The sequence below is a fragment of the Pseudomonas sp. ASL9 genome (genome assembly GCF_056680335.1).
Genome location: NZ_CM155277.1, coordinates 240,164 through 263,374 on the forward strand (window position 1 = coordinate 240,164; position 23,211 = coordinate 263,374).

The window sequence follows — 23,211 nt, forward strand, 5'->3', positions numbered from 1 at the left end:
GGCTTTCAGGTAGCAAGATCGTTGTCGACTTCTATGATCCTGAGCCAAGGCCAGCGAGCTTGATAACTTTTCGCCTTCTGATCGAACAAGTCTGGCTGGTGATTTTTTGGATTGATACGAAGAACCCCTTGCTCGACGTCGGCCAGGCCGTATGGCGCATAGACCTCACCCGTTTCAGCATCCAGCCCAATACACGTACCCGCAATCAAGTAACGATCAATACCGTCTTTAACCGACTGAAGCTGAGGATAAGACCTGCCAAACCGCTGACTGTACCAAAGGTGGACGCGAGCCTGATTCTTGATGTCAACGTTAACGTCGAGGTCTTGGAAGAGACGCTGAGCTGAGTTGATAACCTCATTCTCGGCCTCCCAAGACAGATCATTATCGAAGTAAAAAACGTCGTAATCCTTAACCCCCCACGCTGACGGCAGGTGCGACTGATGGTTCCAGACGGCTTGGAACAGACAGCCCGCAGTGAGCATGCATTGACTCAAACCGAGTGAAGGCAAGCGTAAGGTAATTTGGGCGTTTATTGGATTGGCCATTGCTATCCTGACCAACCTGTCGACAGTCAATGTCATTTCCATCCCTTTGAAGTCGATCAAGTCATACCGAACGGCTGGTTTGATTCCCTGACATCGACCGGCATTGATAGCCGTCGCGGCTACCTCTACCCCGCCGTTCTGTAGGCTTCCACGGCTCTGTCGCAGGCTGAGATATCGCGGCAGCCTCGGGATAGTATTTTTCCATCTTGCGGCTCTTCCCCTTGAATAAAATCGGTCTAAAAAGCCCGGCCAGCGCTCCGGACTTTTTGCTATTCTGAAGGTGTAGGTGAAGACGCAGACTGATGCGCAAGAGGATGGCAAGGAAACGTGGGGCGCGTTCCGAAGGGTACACGGTTAGAAAGATCTCCGCGCTGAGATCCAGCCCTTATGCCGTGTGAAGCAGGAAGGCAAAAAATACAAAACTTTCTGTGAGAGTCCTGATAAACCTTGTAAGCCGGAGACCAGCACCGGCCACCTACTTGATTTTCAAAGCCCGCCATGTGCGGGCTTTTTCGTATTCGCAGACGCAAGACTAGCACCATACCCTCTTATTTCCGTGGCGCGTTGCGGATAGCGTGGGGGCACCGCCCACGGCGCGGATAACGTAATCGGTTACGGGTATCCGCTCGCATCAATGTCCGTTTTGGACCGATTGTTGCCCGGGACCACTGGCCGAAATCGGCCATGAGCTGTCATTCAGCTACGAATTTGAGGGCGATTCAAATTGGCCCTCGCTTCGTCTTAGGCTTTGTACGAAAAGTCGCCTTGCCCGAGCGCCGCTCGGCGACTTTTCGTACAAACCCTAGACCGGGCTCAAGCCAGCAGCTCGATGATCCACCGGGCCTGCCGGGCGACGTCCTGCACCTTCTCCACGGGCACGGCCTGCCGCGCCTGGGCGAAGTTGGTCAGGGTCTGCTGCTTCTGGCGCAGCATGCGCTGCCACTTGACCAAGAACGCCGGGCTGCGTGCCTGCATCTGCAGCGGGCCGAAGTACAGCTCCTCGGCGGTGTACATCACCGGCCCGGCCCGCTCGGCGACGATGATTTCGTAATCGAAGCGGTTTTCCCGCAGCACTTCCTCGCGGAGGATGCGGTAACCATTGTCCATCAGCCATTGGCGCAGTGGCTGCTCGCCGCCGTTGGGCTGCAGGATCAGGCGCTCCTGGCCGCCCAGGCGCGCCTTGCCACTGTCGAGGATGTCGCGGATCGTCTCGCCGCCCATACCGCAGATGCTGATCGCCGTGATCCCGTCTCCAGGCTCGATCGCCGCCAGGCCATTGGCCAGGCGTACGGTGATCCGCTGGTCCAGGCCGTTCTCGCGCACGGTGCGTTCGGCCGAGCGGAACGGCGTCAATGCCACCTCGCCGGCCACCGCCGCCGCGATGGCGCCACGACGCATCAACGCCACCGGCAGGTAGCCGTGATCCGAGCCGATATCGGCCAGGCGCGCACCTGCTGGCACATGCGCCGCCACGCGCTCCAGGCGCATGGATAATGTCTGTTCGTTCAACTACAGCCCCTTTTCACCACGAACGTCCAGCACCTTTGGCCGGATCGGGACGCGATTCTGTCGAGTAACGCCGTGCATTTCAAACTCCTGCGACCAGGGCCACGGCTCGCCCCGTCCTACCGCTCGCGTATCGGCCCAAAGCGAACCCTGGTCATGAGCCGCTTTTGGCCGAGGCTGTGTGAAAACAGGGCAGCAACGCTAGGCGGTGCTGTCCAGATAGGTTTTCCTGATGGGGCGGATCTAGCGCGCCTCTGGCCCCGACAAGAGACCCTTAGTCCGCACTCAACCCCCACAACACATCCAGCACATGTTGTGTAGGCCGTTCGACGTCCCCACCACGATAGGCAATACCCAGCTGACGCCACAATAAAGGCTGCAACGGCCGCATGGCGATCCTGGTATCGGGCAAAGGTGTGGACGCTTCATGCGGTAACAGCGTCGCGCCATAACCGGCCGCCACCAGGCTTTTGATCGCGTCGTTGTAATTGAGCTGAATACGCGGCGTGGGATGCTGCCCGTCGCTGGCGAACCACTCCGAGGTCAAGCGCGAAAGCCGAGTAGTGCTATCGTTCAGAATCAATGGCTGAGCCGCCAGCCAGCCGGGGGTAACGAGGTCCGGGCAATCCCAGCGGGCTGGCAGGAAGGCCATGACAGGGTCCCGCCGCCACGGTTCGATCCGCAAACCCTTTACGGAGATCTGCGGCAGCGCGACAAGACCGATGTCCAACGCGCCGTCGGCAAGCTTCTTCAACGTATCCTGTGACGTGAGTACCACGACCTGCACATCGATAGAGGGATGGTGTTGGCTCAACGTCTCCAAGGCCTGCGGCATCAACTGCGCGATGGCCCCCGTGGAAGCCCCCAATCGCACGCGCCCGGCCAGGCCCTGGACTTGACGCTGCACGTCCTCCAGCGCCTGCTCCGCATCCGCCAACAGGCGCCGCGCACGCTCCACCAGTGTTTCACCAATCGCCGAAGGCTGAACTCGCCCACGCGTGCGCGACAACAGCGAGCCCCCAACGCGCGACTCCAGATCGGCGATATGCAAGCTGACCGTGGGCGGCGCCAGATTCAGCACACGGGCCGCCTCGGCAAACGAACCCAGGTCCGCAATGGCTACCAACGTGCGCAGACGGTCCAGGCTGATTTCGCGCATGAATCGCTCCCAATTCAGAAAAACTGAATTAAATCGTTTGGATATTCAACTTTCCTTATCTTACTCCCGCGCTGAAGATTGGAGCTGCTGATTTTTGCTTCCGAGAGCATTCCCATGACGACTCCCCTTATATTCATCGACGGCGACCAAGGCACCACCGGTTTGCAAATCCACCAACGCCTGCGCGACCGGCCCGATCTGCGGCTTATCACGCTCGCCCCTGAACACCGCAAGGATCCTAAACATCGCGCCGAAGCCATCAACGCCTGCGACATCGCCCTCCTCTGCTTGCCTGACGACGCCGCACGCGATGCGGTGGCGAGCATCGAAAATCCTGCTGTTCGGGTGATCGATGCAAGTTCGGCGCACCGTACCCATAAAGACTGGACCTACGGTTTCGCGCAAATGAGTCCGCAGCAGGCACAACGCATCGCCACAGCGCAGCGGGTCAGCAATCCCGGTTGTTATCCCACGGGGGCGATAGGCCTGCTGCGTCCATTGCTGGAGGCAGGGTTGCTGCCCAGGGATTATCCGACCAGCATTCATGCCGTGTCGGGCTACTCCGGAAGAGGACGCGTCGCAGTCGAAGAGCACGAGGGGGAAGACGCATCACGTGCGCCTGCATTTCAGATTTATGGGCTGGGGCTGACACACAAACATGTTCCGGAGATCCAGCAGCAGAGTGGCCTGGCCGAGCGGCCCTTGTTTGTGCCTGCCTATGGGGCTTTTCGGCAGGGAATCGTGCTGAGCATACCCGTGCAACTTCGCTTGCTGGCCCCGGGCATTGATGCGGCGAGGTTGCATACTTGTCTGGAGCGGCACTACGCCGATACCGATCATGTACAGGTCATGTCGATGCAGAAGGCGCAAGGGCTGGCTTACCTTGATCCGCAGATGCTTAACGGGACTGATGACATGCAATTGATGGTGTTTGAGCATGATGGGCAGGTTTTGTTGGCTGCGGTGCTTGACAATTTAGGCAAGGGGGCGGCTGGAGCGGCTGTGCAGAATCTGGATTTGATGCTTGCAGGCGCATAACTCTTCGGCAGCGGCTACAGGGTGTTCGGTGAATGGCGGCTTAGGGTCGAGCGGCCTCCCTGACCCGCTGCTTCTGGACGATTTCGGCCTGTTGCGACCACCTGAAATCGACCCATAGCGACCGTAGCGAACCAGATGCCGGGTACAAACGAGCAAAGCAAACAGTCATGGCGTAAAAGTAAGTTTGTCCAACATGCAGGCCGTCCCAAACAGTAATATCTGCACGAGATTTCCTTCGTTCTCTATCAGCCTTACGGGCGCGATTCCTCCTGGCATCACTACTTCGACCATACCGCCGGACACCGAGCCCGCTAGCCAGGCTGCTGCTGCAACTGCACAAGCACTTGTCCCTGAGGAGGCTGTTGGGCCTTCACCACGCTCAAAAACTCTAGCAGTGATGGTGTTTCCGGAACTCACGGCTGCCCATTGCAGATTCACCCCTGATGCACACGGGGCTCGGGATTGCAGATCGACTTGGTATCAACCCTTACGTGTACGGTAAATAGCTGCGTCGGGCTGTTCGTTTGGTCGATGAGGTTGATGTCCCCGTAGCTTGTGCTCCTGACTTTCGGCGAGAAAGCGCCAGACTGCTGGGTCCTCGCCAAAGGCCGCGTTGAAGCGAAGCCAGGGGGTGACCTCCAGGTCGGGGCGGAAGATGCAGCCGGGGGACAGCAGGATATTCTGCTTGAGTCCAGCGCGTGTCAGAGCCACCGGATCGAAACCTTCCTGGCCACTACCGATCCACAGATACGGCGCTGGTGCAATGGGGGCCCAACATTGCCAGCCGAGCTGTTGCAGTTGCTGGCGAGCAAACACCTGAGCCTGCAACAGACGATCGCGCAGCCTCTGGCAACGTTTGCGCTGGGTACCGTCATTGAGCATCTGCAACGCAAGCTGTTCGCAAAGCTGTGAGCTGTAGAGGCCGGTGGTCATCTTGTAGTGCAGCAAAGCTTCGGCCACTGCCGGTTCGGCAGTGACGAAACCAACCCGCAGCGAGGGGGCCATGCTTTTAGAAATGCTGCCGATGTAAATCACCCGCTGCAGGTTGTCGAGGGCGGCCAGTGGTGGCTGGTTGTTCTGTACCAACTGACCATGGACGTCATCCTCAACGATCCAACAATCATGAGTATCGGCCAGTTGCAGCACGCGATGGGCCACCGCCGGGCTATAACTGGCGCCGGTTGGGTTCTGCAGCCAAGGGTTGGTGAAGAAGGCCTTGGGCCTATAACGGGCCAGCAGCTCGCCAAGTTTCTCCACATCCGGACCCTGAGGGGTCCAGGGTACTCCGACTATCTTGACTTTATGGTCACGCAGATTAGACAGCAGGTTGATATAGCCTGGGTCGTCCACCAGCACATAATCACCCGGTTGTAGTAGGGCGTTGATCACCATGTTGAGCGCCTGGCTGGCTCCATGTGTAAGCATGATGTGTTCGCTTTGCGCGGGCACCCCCCGCTCGCCCAGGTGACGCTGCAGCCATTGCCGTAGGGCCAGGTTGCCACGAGACTCCCCATACTCGGCAATTAGTCCAGAGCCACGAGCAAGGCTGCGCATGGCCAGGCGAAGGCCCGCCTCATCCAGCCAGGTATCTGGCAGACCGCCGCTACCCGGTTGCAAGGCATCAGCATCCGGATGAAACGCATCATCCAGCAGCCAATAGACATCCCCCAGCGGGGCTGCGCTGCGTTGCTGCTCGATACTCGGCGAGGCCTGGGCGACAAAGAAGCCAGCCCCTTTGCGCACCTCGACATAACTCAAAGCGACTAGGCGATCATAAGCCTGTACCACGGTGAAGGTACTGACCTCGAATTCCTTGGCGGCGGCACGAATGGATGGCAAACGGGCGCCCTGGGCCAGCTTGGCCTGATCGATCAATTGCGAAAAGTGCTGCACCAGCCGACCGATACGGGATGTCTTTTGAGGCGAACTCATGAGGGGTGTGTAGCCTTTTCGACCAATACAGGTACGTTCATCTTAGGGGCTGCTGTGTATGGAATGAAAGCGAATACCGTGTAGTTTGGCTTCGAAGTAATCGCACTCTTAACCGGCGTCATGCAGATGCACAGAATAAAAAATACTTCTTGGCGTGATGATCTTGGGCAGCCATGTCGCCGTGCAGGCGCCCCACCCGACCGACCGACTCGCCAATCATGACCGCAATCCGGGCGGCAAGATGCTCGCAGCGATGTGTTCGATCAGATACCAATGTTCTACAACCCAAAGCGTCGTCATGGTTTCAACAAACAGCTCTGCTGCTGGCGGTTTAAACGCGTTACGCACTGAGCTTGGAAGAGTGGCTGGTAAACCGGGGCGATTCAAACGCTCTGAAAACCCCAATTAAAGGAGATGTGCATGACCCGCTATATCGACGTCAACGACCTGAGCCAGCTCGTTGCGCAAAAAGGCCTGGCCCAGTGCCTGACTGAAATGGCCGAATACATTCGTGAGGACTACCTGCGCTGGCAAGCTTTCGAAAAGTGCGCCCGTCTTGCCAACCACTCACCCGAAGGGGTGATCGAGTTGATGCCGATCTCGGACGACTTACTATATGCCTTCAAGCACGTCAGCGGTCACCCGAAGAACCCTGAGACCGGCAGGCTGACGGTGATGGCCTTTGGCGCGCTGACTGATGTCGACACCGGAAACCCGCTCCTGCTCAGCGAGATGACCCTGACCACAGCGATCCGCACCGCTGCTACTTCTGCCCTGGCCGCTCGCTACCTGGCGCGTGCCAACAGCCGCAGCATGGCGCTGATCGGCAATGGTTCACAGAGTGAGTTCCAGGCACTGGCCTTCCACACGTTGCTGGGCATCGAGGAGATCCGTCTGTACGACGTTGATCCGAAGGCTACCGCCAAGCTGGCGGCCAACCTGAGCGGCTTCCCGGCGATCAAGGTGATCCTTGCAAGTAGCGTAGCCGAGGCCGTGCGTGGTGCCGATATCGTCACCACCGTAACCGCCGACAAGACCTACGCCACCATACTCACCCCAGACATGATCGAGCCCGGCATGCACCTCAATGCCGTGGGCGGCGACTGTCCCGGCAAGACCGAGTTGCACCGCGATATCGTCGAACGCGCCCGGGTGATCGTCGAATACGAACCACAAAGTCGTATCGAAGGCGAGATCCAGCAGATGCCGCAGGACTCGCCAATCATCGAGTTCTGGCGCGTGGTGAACGGCGAAGTGGTCGGTCGCGACAGCGAACAAAGCGTCACCTTGTTCGACTCGGTAGGCTTCGCACTGGAGGACTACTCGGCACTGCGCTACGTCCTCGACACCGCCAAGGCTCTGGATATCGGCAGGGAGATCGAGCTGGTACCTGACTTGAAAGATCCCAAAGACCTGTTCGCCCGTCTACAGCCCAAAGCTTCTGTGCCGCAGAAGAAACGCGCCTAAGACGTCTATCTGTCGCGCCAAGGCGTGGCAGGTAAAAAAACCACTATCCCGGTGCCGCCGCACTCGTCTGAACCACCCATTTGGATATTCCCATGCAAGAGCATCGACATGCGCTTAAAGCGCAGACCCTTGGCGCACAACGTGAAGTCATCAGCCTGCATTTCGGGCCACAGGGGCAGGGCAAAAAGGTTTACCTGCAGGCCGGTCTGCATGCCGATGAGCATCCCGGCATGCTGGCTCTGCATCATCTCAAAAATGCCCTGCTGGCGCTGGAGGCCGCAGGCCGCCTGACTGGCGAGGTGGTACTGGTGCCGATCGCCAACCCCATCGGCCTCGGTAACTATGTATTCGGGCGTCAGCTGGGCCGCTTTGAGCTATCCAGCCGAGAGAACTTCAACCGCAACTACCTCGATCTCGCGGAACTGGTGTGCGAGCAGGTTGCCAGTGCGCTTGGCAGCGACCCCGCCGCCAACGTAGCGCTGATCCGTCGCTGCCTCCACGAACGCCTCGAAGCCCTGCAGCCGCGCACCGAGCTGGAATCCTTGCGGCTGACTCTGCTGCGCCTTGCCAGTACTGCCGACTACGTGCTCGATGTGCACTGCGACAGTGAGGCCATGGTGCACCTTTACGTACACAGCGAACAGCAGGAGCAGGCGCGAGTGCTGGCCGGCTTCACAGGTGCACATGCCATCCTACATGCCACCGAACAGGGTGGCCCCGACGCCAAAACGTATTGTTTCGACGAATCCCTCACTACCCTCTGGGACAGGCTGCAACAGCGCTTCCCAAATCTGCCGGTTCCGCTGGCAACCTTCTCGGCCACCTTGGAGCTGCGCGGCCGGTACGATGTCAGCCATGAGCTGGCGACGCGCGATGCCGAGGCGCTGTTGGCTTACCTGGGGCACCTGGGTTTAATCGCGGATGCAGAGGTCCAGGTGCCAACCCCCTTGTGTGAACCGACGCCTATGGCCGGGGTGGAGATACTCAATGCTCCACACTCCGGAGTGGTTGCATACCGCGCGCCAATTGGCAGCAGGGTCGACCCAGGCACCGCGCTTGCCGATGTTATCGATCCGATCAGCGGCCAGGTCAGCACGCTCTACAGCAGCATTACTGGCGTTTTCTATGCGCGGGTGGTTGAGCGTTTCACCGAAGCGAATACCGAGCTGACTTTTGTCGCGGGGCACGAGCCACTGCGCTCAGGCTCACTACTCTGCGCCTGACGTTTTTTCCGGCAGCGCCGAACAGTGCGATAGCAATAACAACAAGATGATCATCCCGTTTCGTTTCTTTGCGTCATGCAAGTTCCCGTAGCAGTACTCATGCGCCACAAGCGTTTATTTTGGATATTAGGAATAAAACAATGAAAAAAACATTTCTGACCCTTTCTGCGTTGGCTCTCTGCATGGCTGCCGGCTCCGCGCTGGCCAAGGAGTACAAGGAGTTGCGCTTTGGCGTCGATCCGTCCTACGCGCCATTTGAATCCAAGGCACCCGATGGCAGCCTGGTGGGCTTCGATATCGATTTGGGCAACGCGATCTGTGCCGAACTGAAGGTCAAGTGTATATGGGTCGAAAGCGACTTCGATGGCATGATTCCGGGCCTCAAGGCCAACAAGTTCGATGGCGTGATGTCGTCCATGACGGACACTCCAGCCCGTGAGAAGGTCATCGATTTTTCCAGTGAGCTGTTCTCGAGTCCAACTGCACTGGTCTTCAAGAAAGGCGCTGACATCGACACCGATCCGGCATTGCTCAAAGGCAAAAAAGTCGGCTACGAGCAAGGCACTATCCAGGAAGCCTACGCCAAAGCCGTACTGGACAAGGCCGGGGTAGAAACCCAAGCCTATGCGAACCAGGACCAGGTCTACGCCGACCTGGTCTCCGGCCGCCTCGATGCCTCGATCCAGGACATGCTGCAAGCCCAGCTGGGCTTCCTGAAGTCGCCACAAGGTGCTGATTTCAAGGTCAGCTGGCCGATCGACAGTGAGCTGATGCCAGCGAAAACGGCGGTGGGTATCACCAAAGGCAACCAGGAGCTCAAAGCCTTGTTGGACAAAGGCATCAAGGCGCTGCACGACAACGGCACCTATGCAGCCGTCAAGCAAAAGCACTTTGGCGATCTAAATCTCTACAGCGGCAAATAACGCCCCGGCGCCCATCCTCAAGATGGGCGCTTTTTTTGATTGCCAAGGGCCTTTCCAATGTTCGAAAACCTGTTACAGACTCTGGGGCTTTCTGTCTTCAGCCTTCAGGGCTTTGGCCCGCTGCTGATGCAAGGCAGCTGGATGACCGTCAAATTGTCGATACTGTCGCTGTTGTTGAGCGTTGTGCTCGGCCTGATCGGCGCCAGTGCCAAGCTGTCCAGCTCGTCTCTGTTGCGCATTCCAGCGCAGCTCTACACCACCCTGATTCGCGGGGTGCCGGATCTGGTGCTGATGCTGCTGATTTTCTACAGCCTGCAAACCTGGCTGACCAATCTCACCGTGGCGCTGGACTGGGACTATATCGAGATCGACCCGTTCAGCGCTGGCATCATTACCCTGGGGTTCATCTACGGCGCGTATTTCACCGAGACCTTTCGCGGCGCGATCCTCGCTGTGCCTCGCGGGCAAATGGAAGCCGCAACAGCCTACGGCTTGAGCCGCAGCCAGCGCTTTCGCTTCGTGGTGTTCCCGCAAATGATGCGCTTCGCCCTGCCAGGCATCGGCAATAACTGGATGGTGATCCTCAAGGCCACCGCACTGGTCTCGATCATCGGCCTGGCCGATCTGGTCAAGGCGGCCCAGGATGCCGGTAAAAGCACCTATCAACTGTTCTACTTTCTGGTACTCGCCGCCTTGATCTATCTGCTGATTACCAGCGCTTCGAACTACATCCTGCGCAGGCTGGAATGCCGTTATGCCGCAGGCTCCAGGGAGGCCGTACGATGATCGAACTTCTGCAGGAATACTGGAAACCTTTCCTTTACAACGACGGTTATCACATCACCGGGCTGGCCATGACCCTCTGGCTGCTCAGCGCCTCGATCTTCATCGGCTTTGTGATGTCGATCCCGCTGTCGATTGCCCGGGTGTCACCCAATGCATGGGTACGCTGGCCGGTTCAGTTCTACACCTATCTGTTTCGCGGTACGCCGTTGTATATCCAACTGCTGATTTGCTATACGGGCATCTATGGCATCGCCGCCGTTCGCGCTCAACCGGTGCTCGACGCGTTCTTTCGCGATGCGATGAACTGCACCATTCTCGCCTTTGCCCTGAACACCTGCGCCTACACCACGGAGATTTTCGCCGGGGCAATCCGCAGCATGTCCCACGGTGAAGTCGAGGCGGCCAAGGCCTATGGTCTGACCGGCTGGAAGCTCTATGCCTACGTGATCATGCCGTCAGCACTGCGCCGTTCGTTGCCGTACTACAGCAACGAAGTGATTCTGATGCTGCACTCGACCACTGTGGCCTTCACCGCCACCGTGCCGGACATACTCAAGGTCGCACGCGATGCCAACTCGGCAACCTTTATGACCTTCCAGTCGTTCGGCATTGCCGCGCTTATCTACCTGACCGTCACCTTTACACTGGTCGGTTTGTTCCGTCTGGCCGAACGCCGTTGGTTGTCTTTCCTTGGCCCGGCTCACTAATTCAGGATTTGCGCACATGTACAAATTGACCGTTGATAACCTGCATAAAAGCTATGGCAACCACGAAGTCCTCAAGGGCGTCTCGCTGAAAGCCAAAACCGGCGATGTGATCAGCCTGATTGGCGCCAGCGGTTCAGGCAAGAGCACCTTTCTGCGCTGCATCAATTTCCTCGAAACACCCAACAACGGCACCATGAGCCTGGACGACAAGCAGATTCGCATGATCAGTGATCGGCACGGCATGCGCGTGGCCGACGACGCTGAACTGCAACGAATCCGCACCCGCTTGGCGATGGTGTTCCAACACTTCAACCTGTGGAGCCACATGACGGTGCTGGAAAACATCACCATGGCCCCGCGCCGGGTGCTGGGTGTCAGCAAGAAAGATGCAGAGGATCGGGCTCGACGCTATCTGGACAAGGTCGGCCTGCCGGCCCGCGTCGCTGATCAATATCCGGCGTTCCTCTCTGGCGGTCAGCAACAGCGCGTGGCGATTGCTCGGGCCTTGTCCATGGAACCGGAAGTCATGCTGTTCGACGAACCGACCTCGGCACTCGACCCAGAACTAGTGGGCGAGGTGCTCAAGGTCATTCAGGGGCTGGCCGAAGAAGGCCGTACCATGATCATGGTCACCCACGAAATGAGCTTCGCTCGCAAAGTGTCAAACCAGGTGCTGTTCCTGCATCAGGGACTGGTCGAAGAACAAGGCGCACCCGAGGACGTACTGGGCAACCCCCAGAGCGGACGGCTGCAGCAGTTCCTCAGTGGCAACCTGAAGTAAATACCCTAGTCCGAGCAACACCTTTGAGCGACTGGTCAATTGCTCAAAGTGCTAGAGATCCAGGGTGCTGTTCGAGCGCAGGCACTTTTCGTACAGAACCTAATAAACGCCCAGCATGCCTTCGATGCTACGCACCATAGAAACAAGCCGCGGACCAATGTCGTTTTTCAGCTGCCCATTGTTCAGCATAAACGCCGACCCGCGTTTCAAGCAGATGATCCTTGATGCGCAATCAACCGATGTGATTTACACAAACAAGGTGACTGGCATTATTACGGGCAAGTCTGGTTCGATCCGAACTGGACTAGCGTGAAGGCGCCCCGTCCCTGAGATTTCGGTTGAACACGAAAAGAGAACCCGAGGCGACAGGCAGCTATGGGTCGTTTCCTGCCTGTCGACCAGGCCGGTTGGACGCAGTACCCCGATTGAAGAGCGTCGAGTGTCTGTCGCTAGCCCGCTTTCAGTTCGGGGATGCAGCCCGTCCAATTCAAACGGCGTGAACTTGGCCTGGCGCGCTGACTGCATAACTGTCGGGTTAAGTGAACGGTGCGATGTCGAAATACCATAAGGTTATAATGAAACGATATTAACCACACATTTTTTGTGCCTATAAGATTGATCCATGTGTACCTGTCGGCCAACCGGCGCTCCACATCAATGAAAACCTGGCGACTGTTTCGCCTGTTATTGAAGGAGGCGCTCCTCGGGCGCCGAACGTGTGGAGTGACCGTAATGCCAGCTGTATCCCTGAGTTCTACTACCAGCCGCAACCCGTCGCAAAATTTCGATGTCCGCCCCTTGGCCGCCGCACTGGGCGCTGAAGTCTTGGGTCTCGACCTTAGCCGCCCGCTGAACGATGCCGATGTCGCCCGTATCTATCGTGCCTACCTTGATCATGGCCTGCTGATCTTCCGCGACCAACGTATAACACCCGAGCAACATATCGACTTCAGTCGTCGCTTTGGCCCGCTGCAGGTTCATGTACTCAAGCAGTTCCTGCTGGCCGACCACCCGGAAGTCTTCATCATTTCCAATATCATCGAGAACGGCCAGCCGATCGGCCTGGGCGATGCCGGAAAGTTTTGGCATTCGGATCTGTCCTACGTGGAATTCCCCAGTCTGGGCGCCATGCTACTGGCGCAGGAACTGCCGGAAGAAGGTGGAGATACCCTGTTCGCCAGCCAGCAATTGGCCTACGAAACCCTCCCTACCGAGTTGCGCCAGATCATTGATGGCAAACGCGCGGCGCATTCCTACACGACCCGTTACGCCGATGAGGTGTTCAAGGGCGTCCGCCGGCCAACGCTGACTGAAGCGCAATTGGCCGAGGTCAAGCCAGTGGTGCACCCGGTAGTGCGCACCCACCCGGAAACCGGGCGCAAGGGGCTGTTCGTCAATGAGAACTTCACCACTCATATCCTCGACCTCCCTGAGAATGAGAGCAAACAGGTTCTCGCCGAGCTCTACGCTCACAGCATCAAGCCTGAATTCATCTACCGCCATCAGTGGCAACCCAATGACCTGCTGTTCTGGGATAACCGCGCACTGATCCACCTGGCTACCGGCTGCCCCAGCCACCTGCGTCGGCGTATGCACCGCACGACGATTCAAGGCGACGTGCCGCGCTGATCACTCTCCCATTAGCCCCTCATGGCAGGGGCTATCAACAACTGCGCGCAGGGCAAGCAGTATGGTTGGGGCAGGTGTGAATTGGTTCGTTTCTGCGCCATTCAAATGACACGTCCACCCGGCCGATGGGGGGCAAGCTACAGACAAGCGAGCACTTGATAACGACTCTGGACAAATCCGTTATCAGACATCGATGAGCCAATAAGGCGTAAACCCCGCTCGTCCCCTAGCTGGCTGAACAATGGAATCCCCTTGCCCAGCAACACAGGAATACGCGTGATAACGATCTCGTTGATCAGCCCGGCAGCGAGGAAAGCTTGAATGGTCTGACCTCCATCTATGTAGAGATGCTTCATGCCTCGAGCCGCCAATTGCGCCACGATAAATACCGGGTCGCCGGCCTGCACATCGACCTTGCCGTGTAATGTTTGAGGGAGCGTCACTCCTTGACGAGAGAGCACAATGACCGGCTTGTTCTCATAGGGCCATTCAGGAAAGGACAACACCTTATCCAGCGTTTTTCGCCCCATAACCAACGCATCGACCGTCGCCATAAAGTCATCATAACTTAGCCCCTTCAAAGCAGAGCACTCGTACTCAGGCCGGTGAAGCCACTCAATATCGCCATCGGTCCTGGCGATGAAACCGTCAATGCTTGCAGCGATAAAGACCGAGCATTTGATATCCATTGCCTGTAGACCTCCTGTTTTTTGGGCGCTTTATATAGCATGAACTGACACCTGATCAGTGCCAGTGAAACATTTTGATAACTAGCGACCGGTACGGGTACAGGAGTCGACTAAGGGTCTACTTTCAGCCTGTTCAAGACAGTTGAAGGGTGGCGATTTCCGGCTGTCGAATTGCTACCGCACATTTGGGTGCCAAATTCGTGACATAGAAGCATTGCGAGACATACTTTTCTAGAGGGCGTCTCGCCTGCTACGGCGTGAGATCAAGCTTCACCTGACTGGGGAGATGGCTTATGACCAGGAGTGGCGCGATGACAATTCAGACACCACACGACACCCGTGACCAATAGTGCTATAGCCGCCAGCTCAGATGCATCAGGCCACCGATGCTCCCAGAGAAATCCGAACAAAAGCGCCGCTAGCGTTTCTACCACCAGCACTTGCCCACTGAGTGCCAACGGTAGAAGCCGGCTTGCCTGATTCCAGCATGCCCCTCCAACAACCGACGATAGCAGTGCCACACCGCCACCCACGAGAAGAAAATCAAGCCATACGGAAGTGCTGTGCGTTTCCACCTCAAAACCAAATACCGGTATTGCCAAAAGCAGCGACTGCGCGCCAGTCATAATACCCGTCAGTAGAGACCAGTCATGCGAGGACACTCTGGCTATTACGCCTAACCTGCGCGAGTTGCTAACCGCGTACCAACTCCAGCTAATCAACGCGCCTAACGCACACGTGATTCCGACAACAGTGCTCGCCGATGAGTTGGGTTGCTCACCACCGTTCAGCGCATGCAAACTGATGAGTACGACGCCTGCGACAGCGCAGCACAGCGATGGGAAAAGCCGTCGCAGAGAAACCGCATCTGCGTCGTTACGACCAGCCAGCGTAACGAGCACCGGTATAAGCCCAACAATCAATGACGTCGTCGCTATCCCGATAAGTTGGACACTGCTGCCCACGAGGGAGTAGTAAACGAGATTACCAATCAGACTAAGCCAAAAAAGCGACTTCCAGTCGGCGATAGTGAGATTCGAGCATACACGCCGCCAAAGCGGCATCAGCAGGGCCAGTGAGAATAGCCCGAAGCAGAGGAACCGTAGGACCGCAAACTGCACGCCGCTCAATCCCGGGGTTAGCTGGGGGCCAAGGAAGATCACCCCCCAGCACAGGCCTGCACAGACGCCGTAACCAAGGCCTTTCAGTAATGATCGATCAGCAAACATTTCATTAACGCTCAAAACCTCAAAGCGTTCAGTTTGAAGAGCAGACCTAGGGGCGTATTGTCGATAACTGTGTGTTTTTTTACCGAGACTGTTGCTGGAGCTTACGATAGGCGCCCGGCGTTGTGCCGCAAAGGCGCTGCATGGCCCGGGTGAGCGCCGCCTGATCGGAGAAACCGGTGCGCAGCGCGATGTCAGCTATTGGTAATGCGCTGCTGCGTAGCCATCGTTGTGCTTCGTCAATTCGCAAGTCGGCCAACCACGCTTGAGGGGTCTTTCCGAAAAGCTGCCGAAAACGTTGATGGAGTTGGCTCATGCTCATATCGGCCGTTCGAGCCATCACCTCGTTGCTCCAGCTCACTCCAGGATGTGCTCGCAGGCGGGCTATCAGTTGCTTCATGCCGGGCGATGACTGAACAGTATCGGAGCTGAGCGATGAAAGAAGCAGAGGTGCCAGTTGCGATGCACCAACCGAGAGCTGGTCATTACCCACTAGCTCTGCGAACTCGATAAGTCGGCGAGTGGCTTGAGAGATCGGGACGTAAATGCGTTGAGCCAGGCGCTCAAAATGGAGGGTTTCAAGCGTGGCAGGCGCACAGTCCAGAACCAAAAAACGGCTGTTTGAATGAGTGAACTGCGAATGCACAGAGCCAGGAGTCACGAGGGCAGCAAGTGATTGATCTATGCAGCCGCCCTTGCCGTCCACGTCGATTTCCATACGGCCGCAGATCGGCAACACCAACTGAGCAAAATCGTGGCAGTGGCGTGGGTTTTCGGTCTTGTAACTACGAATTTCGAGATTCAGAAACAATTTAGCGCTCCAAGCTACCCATTTGGCACTTCTATAGAAATCGACCAATCATATGGCCATATGAAGCCGCCGATTGCCGTCCTTCACCCTAGTACCATCGTGTGCAGATGACCGCTGCTTGCGCTTCCTTGTCGAAGCCCTTCAACGTGTTGATGACGGTGGTGACATTGGTGAGGCAAAGCTTGATGCGGCTCCCAGCGCCGCTCCTCAGTTGCTGGCAAGGCCAAGTTGTTGCTGCAATACGGAAGCCGCATTGTAGCAATTAAAGGATATGACCTTTCCACGCTCCAGGTGAAAAACGTCGCAGCACGGAACATCTATTGCCTTGCCCGTTGGAGCGACAGTCCCTGAGGCAAGTGTGAGTTCACCTTTATGCGTCCCCCGAATTGCGAGCTCGACGACGACGTTCTCCGCGACATAGATGTTGAATAGCTCACGGTGAACATCAGGAAATGCACTTGCGAAGGCGTCGATAGCGTCGCCAATAGCCTGCCCGTGCAACTTCAATCCGGAAGGAATGTCGCACATATATCCTTCATCGGAGAAGAAGGAGACAACCTTCGCGATGTCTTTCCCGCTTCCCTCCCCGGCGGCGTACAGTTCTCTGACGATTTCTTTATTGTTAAGCATCATCAATCCTCTGCGTAGTGGGTTCCGACTATTTGGCGCTTCGGCAAGGCGTTGCCGATGTTCAACGTATTCGCTGACTTTGCGAATTGTTTCGTGTGGTATCGGTCTCGATGGGTCAGGGCCTGGGGCTCGCGTCCATCTCGGAGGCCCGCGCCAGTGCTTGCGTATCGATATACTCCCGGATGTTCGTCAGTTTTCCATTTCGCACGGTAATGGCGAAAATCCAATCGTCCTCCCACGTTTTATTCGTGGCTTTGATTCTCCCCCTGGCGAAGCCGAGGACCAGAACCCGGTCACCCTGCGCCACGTATTCGTGGAACTCCATGACGGATGTTTCCATCTTTTCGGAAGCCTTCTGAAGCAGATTTGCCAATCCCGCGTGCCCGCGATACGTGCCAGCCAGCGGCCAGTCCTCGCCCGGAATGATCCATTCAATATCTTCGGAAGTCAGCGCCATTAGACCTTGCCTATCGCTGCGGCCCATTGCTGCAAAGAAGTCCTTAACAACCTGAACATTCTTTTGTGTGTTCATCGAAATCTCTCCGTTTCTCTCACATCTGATCGCGTCCGCTCTAATCAGATACGTTATGGACCTGCCGGTGAGGGACGTGGTGTCGGTGATTCAGCCGATATCGACGTTCAAGGCGATGTCCCAAGTGCCCGCGCCGTTTTTGGCCAGGCCGATCATCATCAGGCCGAGCGCCTCGAGCGTCTGGGCCATGTGCAGGCCGCCGACATCTAACGGACGCAGCCCGAGACTTTCGATGTACGTCGAGACGCGCGCCTTGGCCTCCGGATCGTCGGCGGCGATGAACGCGTCGAGGCGCCCACCCTTAGCAAGGACGTGGCCGAAGAGGGTGTTGAACGCCTTCACGACATGCGCGCCGGCGGGGGCGATCTTGGCGATCTCCTGCGCACCAGAACTGCCGGCGGGAGAGACAAGGCCCGTGAGGTCCGGGGAGGCCGTGTTGGTGATGTCGATGATCACCTTGCCGTCGAGCGCGTCCCCGTACTCGGCCACCACCGATGCCGCACCGGTGTACGGCACGGCGAGGATGACGATGTCGCCGGCCGGAGTGGCCCCGTACGTCCCTGTGATCGCTCCGGCTGCGAGCTTGTCGGCCAGCGCCTGCGCCTTGGCGGGGTCGCGGCTGATCACCTCAACGGTGTGTCCAGCTTTGGCGGTACGACCAGCGATCGCCGCGGCCATGCCTCCTGAGCCAATGATGCTGATAGTGCTCATGTGTAATCTCCAAATGAGTTGGGGTATTGCCCGCAGTCTCTGAAAGGGCTTCCCCCGGTTAGTATCCCGTGTGTGCCGGGCCGCATCCGCCTCCCTTATGCCATGCTCGGGTCGAACGGATCACGGCATCGCGACGTTGCTGTTCGCCGGGCTCGTTGCGACCCGGCGAACAGCCTCAGCTCACTCAGGCGGCAGGGAAGTAGTGGCCATTGTCCATATCGGCAAACAGGCCGGGCTGCATTGGTGTCCAGCCGAGCGTCTGGCGCGTGATATCGTTCGACGCCGGGGTATCCAGCGTCACCAAGTTCGCGAGGAAGCCGAAGAAACCCGGCCCCATCATTACGTCCGCGGGAATGGGCACGGCGGGAAGGTTCAGACGGCTGCCAATGGCCTCCGCGATCTCGCGGTACGGGATAGACCCTTCGGCAACCGCATGCCAGGATCTGCCAGCGGGACCCTTCTCCAGCGCCAGGCGGAACAGGGTAGCGAGGTCGCGGGCATGCACTGCCGCCCACCGGTTGGAGCCGTCGCCGGGGAAGCCAACGACGCCCTTTTCCTTTGCTTGCCCGATTAGGACCTGAAGGAAACCGGCCTTGTCGGTTGAGCTGTGCATGATTTCAGAAATGCGCACGACCGAAGACCGCACGCCCCGCTCTGCGAGACCGATTACGGTAAGCTCCACGATGTTACGAACCCGCAGGGAGCCCTTATATTGATCGCCAGCCGGAGAAAGAGCCGGATCCTCCTCGGTCGCCGGTCGGCTCTGGAGCGGCCCAGGAACCGGCCAACCCTTGTTAGTCGGCGAACCGATGCTTCCCGACACGACCAGCGGCTTTCCCGTTCCAGCCAGTGCATCACCGTATGCGAGCATGATCTGGACCTCCGCTGCGGCAACAGCGTCGATCCCGCCGACCGGAAGCAGGTCTTGTCTGTGCGCGACGTGGATCACGCCGTCGGCGGCTGCAGCCGCCTCCTTGAGCCCGTCGAGATCATCGAGAACACCGCGACGCACCTTTGCGCCGAGCGCAGTAACCGCCTCCGCCGCACTGTCCGACCGGGCCAAAGCGGTGACCTTGTGGCCGGCGGCGATGAGGTCGGAGATGATGTACGGACCGGAATGGCCGGTCCCGCCAGTGACGAATACGTGCATGTTGGTGCTCCTTGTAAGTGATGTGATGCGAGAAGTTCTGCGAGTGCACTCAGCCGAGAAGGCTGACGCCGATTGAGAACTTGGTGTGCTTGACCGAGTGGGCGATGAGGCCCAGCGACAGCAGGCAGGCATGCTCCAGTGTTCGCGCCATGAGCAGCGGCCCGGTGTCCATCGGGCGCAGTCCGAGGCTCTCGATGAACGCCGAAACGCGTGCCTTCGCCTGCGCGTCGTCCCCGGCGATGAACACGTCCACTGGGTGACCCTCAACAGAACCGGCAGCCAGGACGTGGGAGAACTGGGTGTTGAACGCCTTGACGACTTCGGCGTCGGCAGGGACGGCGTTGGCGATCTCCTGTGCGCCGAAACTGTCCTCAGGGGTCACAAAGCTTGTGAAGTCGGGGGCGACGGGGTTAGAGATGTCGACAAGTACCTTGCCTGCCAGTTCCTCGCCGTACTGCTTCACCACGTCGAGAACGGCTGCGTAGGGAACCGCCAGGATGACGATGTCCCCGGTCGGGGCGGCGCCGAATATTCCTGTCGTCGCGCCGGCTCCGACCTGTTCGGCCAGCGCCCGCGCCTTGGCGGTGTCACGACTCATCACCTCGATGGTGTGTCCGGCCTTGGCGGCAAGGCCGCCGATCACTGCGGCCATGCCACCTGAGCCGATGATGCTGATAGTGCTCATGTGCAGTTTCCTTACAGATATGGGGTTGATCATTCAAGGACTGCCGACGCGATCCGGCGACCGCGCTCAACGTACGAGCCATGCTGGTCGCCTCACTTGCAAAACGCAAGTGAATAACAGGAATTTACTTGCACCATGCAAGCAATGTTAAGATCCAGCCATGAAAACACCATCTAAAGAAGACGTTCGGTCCCATTGCGCAGTGAACTATGGCGTGGAGATCTTCGGCGACCGCTGGTCGCTCTTGATCATTCGAGACATCGTGTTTGTTGGTAAGAAGACGTATGGCCAGTTTCTGAAATCGGAAGAGGGAATCGCGACCAATGTCCTTGCTTCCCGCCTTGCCTTTCTTGAGGAGCAAGGCATTCTCTCGAAGGCACCCAGCCCCGACGACAGGCGCAAGGATTTCTACACGCTGACAGAGAAGGGCCTGGACCTCATTCCCATCGTGCTCAACATCGTCCTATGGAGCGCGAAGCACGATTTGAAGTCATACGTGCGAGGCCTCAAGGAGTTCGTTGCTCGATTAAGTCAAAGCCCCATGCAGGTGAGCGAAGAGGTGAAGGCGCTGGTCCGCAATGGCGGATGTATGTTTCCTGAGAGCAAGGAATGAGCAAGACAGCAAGCGCGCCCTGTCACGTCGCACGAACTATATGCACACACCACCGGCTACAAGGTGCAGCGAATAGCGGGGCCGATGTCCGAAACGGCCCTGGAAGCCGCCATTAATGTTTCACCAACCCCAGCGGCTGCTCAGGGTCGAAAGCAACCCTTGGTGACCGGCCGCAATCGGCTGTGGATTCAACCGGTCCTTCGCCATCACCGCCGGATTGCGGAAAGCACGTTTCCTTTTGCACGAACAACACTGATGACGCGCTTCCTGGAACGTTCCGAGTACGGACGCTACGCAGTCGCGAGGCTCATCGCGTCGCTCAACGACCAGCATCGAAGCGTGCTAGTTACTGCAGCTGTTCGCCGGATGGGCACGTTCTACGACACCGGTTTCAACATGAGTTCGCGACGCCAGTTCTGTTCTCGCTTCGTTCGTGAAGTCATCCATGAAGCGACCGACATTCAGATCGGTGAAGTGGAGACGTTCGAGACGTTACTGCGACACAATCCCAATCCGAGGCTCGCATTCTGGCGTTTCTGGTACCTCGGCCGGATTCCGTGGCAACGGTTTACCGTTACTCCGGCGAGCTTGCTTCGAAGTCCGCATTTGCGCGTCATTTTCGATGCACAAGGGGATGCCTTGGGAACAGGGCAACCTCAGGCGAAGCGGTGGGCACAGTGACGTTCACACGGCGCAGGTTGGCATGGCCGGTATCGCAGTCAATGCGCGACGCCTGTTCGCACTCAAGGCGCAATTCGACCCGGGCAAACGATTCCGCAACAAGCTATGGGACAAGTACTGCATGGGTTAGCGCGAGGCCCGTAGCAACCAGAAATATTCGGTATTCCAGCAAAGCCATGAATGTTTTTACCCTAAAAAAAGGATTTAAAATGCAGTTGCAGAAACAGGAGTTCACCCAGGTGATTGGGGCCAGATTTACACGCACCACAACGTTGTCTTTGTTTCTTTCGGCTCTGTTTTTATCCTCCAATACGATGGCTTCGCCTGCGTCGCCTGCCGGAAACCAAGTGCACATTCAAGTGCGCCCACAAGGCGAATATGCGGCCATTGATACGAGGCTGGCCGCAGAAACGATTCGTAGGCTGCAAGGCACGGCAGGAAACGAGAACGACACGTTAATATCGGAAGTCGAGCACCATTCAGGAAACTACGCTCCGCCTGTGCTGTTCGCGCTCACCCTCCAGCTCTACAAGCAGGGCAAGTCGGACGAGGCAATCTATTGGTTCAATGCAGCACGCCTTCGGGCGAATTTTGACGCGGCCCGATGCACCGACGAAAGTACAAGATCAGCAGTCCCAGCGCTCGTCGCGCAGATTCCTATTCAGCTTCGTCGCTCACAATTTGATGATCCCGTGAAGCTCAAGGACATCATCCACCGAGTCGTGCAATGGGATGAACGCACACCTTACAACTACGACTATCGCTGGATAAACCTTCATGGAATGGCTGCTATCTCTAGCGGGCTAGGTAATGCGGATGCGAAAAGCAAGCCTATGAGCCTGCCGCGCGAAGAATGGGCCGCTCTTGCGACAAAGACGAGAGCGGAGTACCTCGGCAGTCTTGATACCGCGATCGAAGCTTATAAAAAGCAGAAAACATCGAATTGAGCGCCCGATGGAAAGTATTTGGCTTTCAGGTACGTTCTAACGTATCGGTTGAATCCACAGTTGATTTCGGTCAGTCGTGAGAGGCAGGAATCGGCCAAACGTAGCACTTGAACCAGGGAGCCTGATTCGTTTAATTTCCCCGCTGGAATGGCAAAAAAAGCAGAACTCATTCAGGTCAACAGCCCCGAACTATAAGGACATGGAATGCTGCGCATATTGGGTAAAGCATCGTCGATCAATGTACGGAAGGTACTCTGGGCATGCGCCGAGATCGAAATACCCTTCGAGCGGGAAGATTGGGGTTCTGGCTTCAAATCTACGCACACGCCTGAATTCATTTCGCTGAATCCCAACGCAATGGTGCCGGTGATTCAGGACGACGACTTCGTACTATGGGAGTCAAATTCGATCATTCGGTACCTTGCGTCCCGTTACAACGGAGTTCATCTCTATCCTGTTCAACCGAGAGCAAGGGCACGGGTGGACCAATGGATAGATTGGCAAGCGTCGGACCTCAACAAATCGTGGACTTATGCCTTCATGTCGTTGGTCAGGCAGTCACCTGAGCATCAAGACGGCAAATCGTTGGCCGCCGCTTGCAGTCAATGGTCGAGGCACATGGAGATCCTCAATCGACAGCTCGAATCAACAGGGGCTTACGTCAGCAGCGACGAGTTTTCTTTGGCTGACATACCCATTGGCCTTTCGGTAAATCGGTGGTTTGAAACACCTCTCGATCATCCGGACTTGCCTGCCGTGAGCGCCTATTACGAGCGGCTAAGTCATCGACCAGGCTACCTCCTGCACGGAAGAAACGGGACTCCGTGACAGTATGGT

24 protein-coding genes and 1 pseudogene are annotated in these 23,211 nt (G+C 57.5%); 12 read left to right on the forward strand and 13 right to left on the reverse strand.

Features of this window, described 5'->3' with window-relative positions; genetic code table 11:
• Positions 1-5: 5 nt before the first annotated feature.
• The 3 genes from AC1ME2_RS01085 to AC1ME2_RS01095 all read right to left on the reverse strand — a co-directional run bounded on the left by AC1ME2_RS01085 (position 6) and on the right by AC1ME2_RS01095 (position 3,213).
• Positions 6-584 carry a nucleotidyltransferase family protein gene (locus tag AC1ME2_RS01085; RefSeq protein ID WP_480438787.1) on the reverse strand — a complete coding sequence of 193 codons (579 nt, stop codon included), beginning with the start codon at positions 582-584 and terminating at the stop codon, positions 6-8.
• A 777-nt stretch (positions 585-1,361) separates the two neighbouring features.
• The gene (locus AC1ME2_RS01090) at positions 1,362-2,057 is read right to left on the reverse strand and encodes a tRNA (adenine(22)-N(1))-methyltransferase (protein WP_480438788.1); all 696 of its coding nucleotides are present in this window, start codon (positions 2,055-2,057) and stop codon (positions 1,362-1,364) included.
• Positions 2,058-2,328: 271 nt separating this feature from the next.
• Positions 2,329-3,213 (reverse strand): LysR family transcriptional regulator, encoded by an 885-nt coding sequence (locus tag AC1ME2_RS01095; RefSeq protein ID WP_480438789.1) that lies wholly within the window; start codon positions 3,211-3,213, stop codon positions 2,329-2,331.
• A 114-nt stretch (positions 3,214-3,327) separates the two neighbouring features.
• Here AC1ME2_RS01095 and argC point away from each other — a divergent pair, with 114 nt between their 5' ends.
• On the forward strand, positions 3,328-4,251 hold the full coding sequence (argC, locus tag AC1ME2_RS01100; RefSeq protein WP_480441940.1) for an N-acetyl-gamma-glutamyl-phosphate reductase: 924 nt from the start codon (positions 3,328-3,330) through the stop codon (positions 4,249-4,251).
• A gap of 165 nt (positions 4,252-4,416) precedes the next feature.
• Here the strand turns inward: argC and AC1ME2_RS01105 are convergent.
• Together AC1ME2_RS01105 and AC1ME2_RS01110 are read right to left on the reverse strand one after the other, a co-directional pair.
• Positions 4,417-4,704: pseudogene (locus AC1ME2_RS01105) on the reverse strand (diaminopimelate epimerase); the annotation flags it as partial.
• Positions 4,705-4,731: 27 nt separating this feature from the next.
• The gene (locus AC1ME2_RS01110; RefSeq protein WP_480438790.1) at positions 4,732-6,183 is read right to left on the reverse strand and encodes an aminotransferase-like domain-containing protein; all 1,452 of its coding nucleotides are present in this window, start codon (positions 6,181-6,183) and stop codon (positions 4,732-4,734) included.
• A 420-nt stretch (positions 6,184-6,603) separates the two neighbouring features.
• Here AC1ME2_RS01110 and AC1ME2_RS01115 point away from each other — a divergent pair, with 420 nt between their 5' ends.
• From AC1ME2_RS01115 to AC1ME2_RS01145, 7 genes are all read left to right on the forward strand, one after another.
• Entirely contained in the window at positions 6,604-7,650 is a 1,047-nt protein-coding gene (locus tag AC1ME2_RS01115) for an ornithine cyclodeaminase (RefSeq protein ID WP_480438791.1), read from the forward strand.
• Positions 7,651-7,742: 92 nt separating this feature from the next.
• Positions 7,743-8,873: a succinylglutamate desuccinylase/aspartoacylase family protein gene (locus tag AC1ME2_RS01120; protein WP_480438792.1), complete on the forward strand. Its 1,131-nt coding sequence runs from the start codon at positions 7,743-7,745 to the stop codon at positions 8,871-8,873.
• 140 nt (positions 8,874-9,013) lie between these two features.
• Positions 9,014-9,796, forward strand: coding sequence for a transporter substrate-binding domain-containing protein (locus AC1ME2_RS01125; RefSeq protein WP_480438794.1), 783 nt, complete (start codon positions 9,014-9,016; stop codon positions 9,794-9,796).
• 57 nt (positions 9,797-9,853) lie between these two features.
• Complete coding sequence (locus tag AC1ME2_RS01130) at positions 9,854-10,582, forward strand: ABC transporter permease (RefSeq protein WP_480438795.1); 729 nt, start codon at positions 9,854-9,856, stop codon at positions 10,580-10,582.
• Positions 10,579-11,289 (forward strand): ABC transporter permease, encoded by a 711-nt coding sequence (locus AC1ME2_RS01135; RefSeq protein ID WP_480438796.1) that lies wholly within the window; start codon positions 10,579-10,581, stop codon positions 11,287-11,289. Before AC1ME2_RS01130 ends, AC1ME2_RS01135 begins: the two co-directional genes overlap by 4 nt.
• 16 nt (positions 11,290-11,305) lie before the next feature.
• Entirely contained in the window at positions 11,306-12,070 is a 765-nt protein-coding gene (locus AC1ME2_RS01140; protein ID WP_480438798.1) for an ABC transporter ATP-binding protein, read from the forward strand.
• A 732-nt stretch (positions 12,071-12,802) separates the two neighbouring features.
• Complete coding sequence (locus AC1ME2_RS01145) at positions 12,803-13,699, forward strand: TauD/TfdA dioxygenase family protein (protein ID WP_480438799.1); 897 nt, start codon at positions 12,803-12,805, stop codon at positions 13,697-13,699.
• Between the two features lie 137 nt (positions 13,700-13,836).
• On the opposite strand, the gene AC1ME2_RS01150 is transcribed toward AC1ME2_RS01145, so the two are convergent.
• The 8 genes from AC1ME2_RS01150 to AC1ME2_RS01185 form a co-directional block, all read right to left on the reverse strand.
• Positions 13,837-14,388: a dihydrofolate reductase family protein gene (locus AC1ME2_RS01150; protein ID WP_480438800.1), complete on the reverse strand. Its 552-nt coding sequence runs from the start codon at positions 14,386-14,388 to the stop codon at positions 13,837-13,839.
• A 263-nt stretch (positions 14,389-14,651) separates the two neighbouring features.
• Positions 14,652-15,617, reverse strand: coding sequence for a DMT family transporter (locus AC1ME2_RS01155; protein WP_480441942.1), 966 nt, complete (start codon positions 15,615-15,617; stop codon positions 14,652-14,654).
• A 79-nt stretch (positions 15,618-15,696) separates the two neighbouring features.
• The gene (locus AC1ME2_RS01160) at positions 15,697-16,425 is read right to left on the reverse strand and encodes a helix-turn-helix domain-containing protein (RefSeq protein ID WP_480438801.1); all 729 of its coding nucleotides are present in this window, start codon (positions 16,423-16,425) and stop codon (positions 15,697-15,699) included.
• Positions 16,426-16,632: 207 nt separating this feature from the next.
• Complete coding sequence (locus AC1ME2_RS01165) at positions 16,633-17,058, reverse strand: ester cyclase (RefSeq protein WP_480438802.1); 426 nt, start codon at positions 17,056-17,058, stop codon at positions 16,633-16,635.
• Positions 17,059-17,170: 112 nt separating this feature from the next.
• Entirely contained in the window at positions 17,171-17,587 is a 417-nt protein-coding gene (locus tag AC1ME2_RS01170) for a nuclear transport factor 2 family protein (protein ID WP_480438803.1), read from the reverse strand.
• Between the two features lie 90 nt (positions 17,588-17,677).
• On the reverse strand, positions 17,678-18,298 hold the full coding sequence (locus tag AC1ME2_RS01175) for an NADPH-dependent F420 reductase (RefSeq protein WP_480438804.1): 621 nt from the start codon (positions 18,296-18,298) through the stop codon (positions 17,678-17,680).
• A gap of 184 nt (positions 18,299-18,482) precedes the next feature.
• Positions 18,483-19,448: an SDR family oxidoreductase gene (locus AC1ME2_RS01180; protein ID WP_480438805.1), complete on the reverse strand. Its 966-nt coding sequence runs from the start codon at positions 19,446-19,448 to the stop codon at positions 18,483-18,485.
• Between the two features lie 49 nt (positions 19,449-19,497).
• Positions 19,498-20,133: an NADPH-dependent F420 reductase gene (locus tag AC1ME2_RS01185; RefSeq protein WP_480438807.1), complete on the reverse strand. Its 636-nt coding sequence runs from the start codon at positions 20,131-20,133 to the stop codon at positions 19,498-19,500.
• A gap of 160 nt (positions 20,134-20,293) precedes the next feature.
• Between AC1ME2_RS01185 and AC1ME2_RS01190 the strand changes: the two genes are divergently transcribed.
• The 4 genes from AC1ME2_RS01190 (at position 20,294) to AC1ME2_RS01205 (ending at position 23,202) form a co-directional block, all read left to right on the forward strand.
• Positions 20,294-20,746, forward strand: coding sequence for a winged helix-turn-helix transcriptional regulator (locus tag AC1ME2_RS01190; RefSeq protein ID WP_480438808.1), 453 nt, complete (start codon positions 20,294-20,296; stop codon positions 20,744-20,746).
• Between the two features lie 84 nt (positions 20,747-20,830).
• Positions 20,831-21,427, forward strand: coding sequence for a YiiX/YebB-like N1pC/P60 family cysteine hydrolase (locus AC1ME2_RS01195; protein ID WP_480438809.1), 597 nt, complete (start codon positions 20,831-20,833; stop codon positions 21,425-21,427).
• 209 nt (positions 21,428-21,636) lie between these two features.
• The gene (locus AC1ME2_RS01200) at positions 21,637-22,374 is read left to right on the forward strand and encodes a hypothetical protein (RefSeq protein ID WP_480438810.1); all 738 of its coding nucleotides are present in this window, start codon (positions 21,637-21,639) and stop codon (positions 22,372-22,374) included.
• Positions 22,375-22,578: 204 nt separating this feature from the next.
• Positions 22,579-23,202 carry a glutathione S-transferase family protein gene (locus AC1ME2_RS01205; protein WP_480438812.1) on the forward strand — a complete coding sequence of 208 codons (624 nt, stop codon included), beginning with the start codon at positions 22,579-22,581 and terminating at the stop codon, positions 23,200-23,202.
• Positions 23,203-23,211 lie beyond the last annotated feature (9 nt).

What these genes read in the sequence shown, in the direction of transcription:
- AC1ME2_RS01085 (WP_480438787.1), bottom strand. Translation starts at nt 584, where the DNA reads ATGACATTGACTGTCGACAGGTTGGTCAGGATAGCAATGGCCAATCCA.
- AC1ME2_RS01095 (WP_480438789.1), bottom strand. Translation starts at nt 3,213, where the DNA reads ATGCGCGAAATCAGCCTGGACCGTCTGCGCACGTTGGTAGCCATTGCG.
- argC (WP_480441940.1), top strand. Translation starts at nt 3,328, where the DNA reads ATGACGACTCCCCTTATATTCATCGACGGCGACCAAGGCACCACCGGT.
- AC1ME2_RS01110 (WP_480438790.1), bottom strand. Translation starts at nt 6,183, where the DNA reads ATGAGTTCGCCTCAAAAGACATCCCGTATCGGTCGGCTGGTGCAGCAC.
- AC1ME2_RS01115 (WP_480438791.1), top strand. Translation starts at nt 6,604, where the DNA reads ATGACCCGCTATATCGACGTCAACGACCTGAGCCAGCTCGTTGCGCAA.
- AC1ME2_RS01120 (WP_480438792.1), top strand. Translation starts at nt 7,743, where the DNA reads ATGCAAGAGCATCGACATGCGCTTAAAGCGCAGACCCTTGGCGCACAA.
- AC1ME2_RS01125 (WP_480438794.1), top strand. Translation starts at nt 9,014, where the DNA reads ATGAAAAAAACATTTCTGACCCTTTCTGCGTTGGCTCTCTGCATGGCT.
- AC1ME2_RS01130 (WP_480438795.1), top strand. Translation starts at nt 9,854, where the DNA reads ATGTTCGAAAACCTGTTACAGACTCTGGGGCTTTCTGTCTTCAGCCTT.
- AC1ME2_RS01135 (WP_480438796.1), top strand. Translation starts at nt 10,579, where the DNA reads ATGATCGAACTTCTGCAGGAATACTGGAAACCTTTCCTTTACAACGAC.
- AC1ME2_RS01140 (WP_480438798.1), top strand. Translation starts at nt 11,306, where the DNA reads ATGTACAAATTGACCGTTGATAACCTGCATAAAAGCTATGGCAACCAC.
- AC1ME2_RS01145 (WP_480438799.1), top strand. Translation starts at nt 12,803, where the DNA reads ATGCCAGCTGTATCCCTGAGTTCTACTACCAGCCGCAACCCGTCGCAA.
- AC1ME2_RS01150 (WP_480438800.1), bottom strand. Translation starts at nt 14,388, where the DNA reads ATGGATATCAAATGCTCGGTCTTTATCGCTGCAAGCATTGACGGTTTC.
- AC1ME2_RS01155 (WP_480441942.1), bottom strand. Translation starts at nt 15,617, where the DNA reads ATGTTTGCTGATCGATCATTACTGAAAGGCCTTGGTTACGGCGTCTGT.
- AC1ME2_RS01165 (WP_480438802.1), bottom strand. Translation starts at nt 17,058, where the DNA reads ATGATGCTTAACAATAAAGAAATCGTCAGAGAACTGTACGCCGCCGGG.
- AC1ME2_RS01170 (WP_480438803.1), bottom strand. Translation starts at nt 17,587, where the DNA reads ATGAACACACAAAAGAATGTTCAGGTTGTTAAGGACTTCTTTGCAGCA.
- AC1ME2_RS01175 (WP_480438804.1), bottom strand. Translation starts at nt 18,298, where the DNA reads ATGAGCACTATCAGCATCATTGGCTCAGGAGGCATGGCCGCGGCGATC.
- AC1ME2_RS01180 (WP_480438805.1), bottom strand. Translation starts at nt 19,448, where the DNA reads ATGCACGTATTCGTCACTGGCGGGACCGGCCATTCCGGTCCGTACATC.
- AC1ME2_RS01185 (WP_480438807.1), bottom strand. Translation starts at nt 20,133, where the DNA reads ATGAGCACTATCAGCATCATCGGCTCAGGTGGCATGGCCGCAGTGATC.
- AC1ME2_RS01190 (WP_480438808.1), top strand. Translation starts at nt 20,294, where the DNA reads ATGAAAACACCATCTAAAGAAGACGTTCGGTCCCATTGCGCAGTGAAC.
- AC1ME2_RS01195 (WP_480438809.1), top strand. Translation starts at nt 20,831, where the DNA reads ATGTCCGAAACGGCCCTGGAAGCCGCCATTAATGTTTCACCAACCCCA.
- AC1ME2_RS01200 (WP_480438810.1), top strand. Translation starts at nt 21,637, where the DNA reads ATGCAGTTGCAGAAACAGGAGTTCACCCAGGTGATTGGGGCCAGATTT.
- AC1ME2_RS01205 (WP_480438812.1), top strand. Translation starts at nt 22,579, where the DNA reads ATGCTGCGCATATTGGGTAAAGCATCGTCGATCAATGTACGGAAGGTA.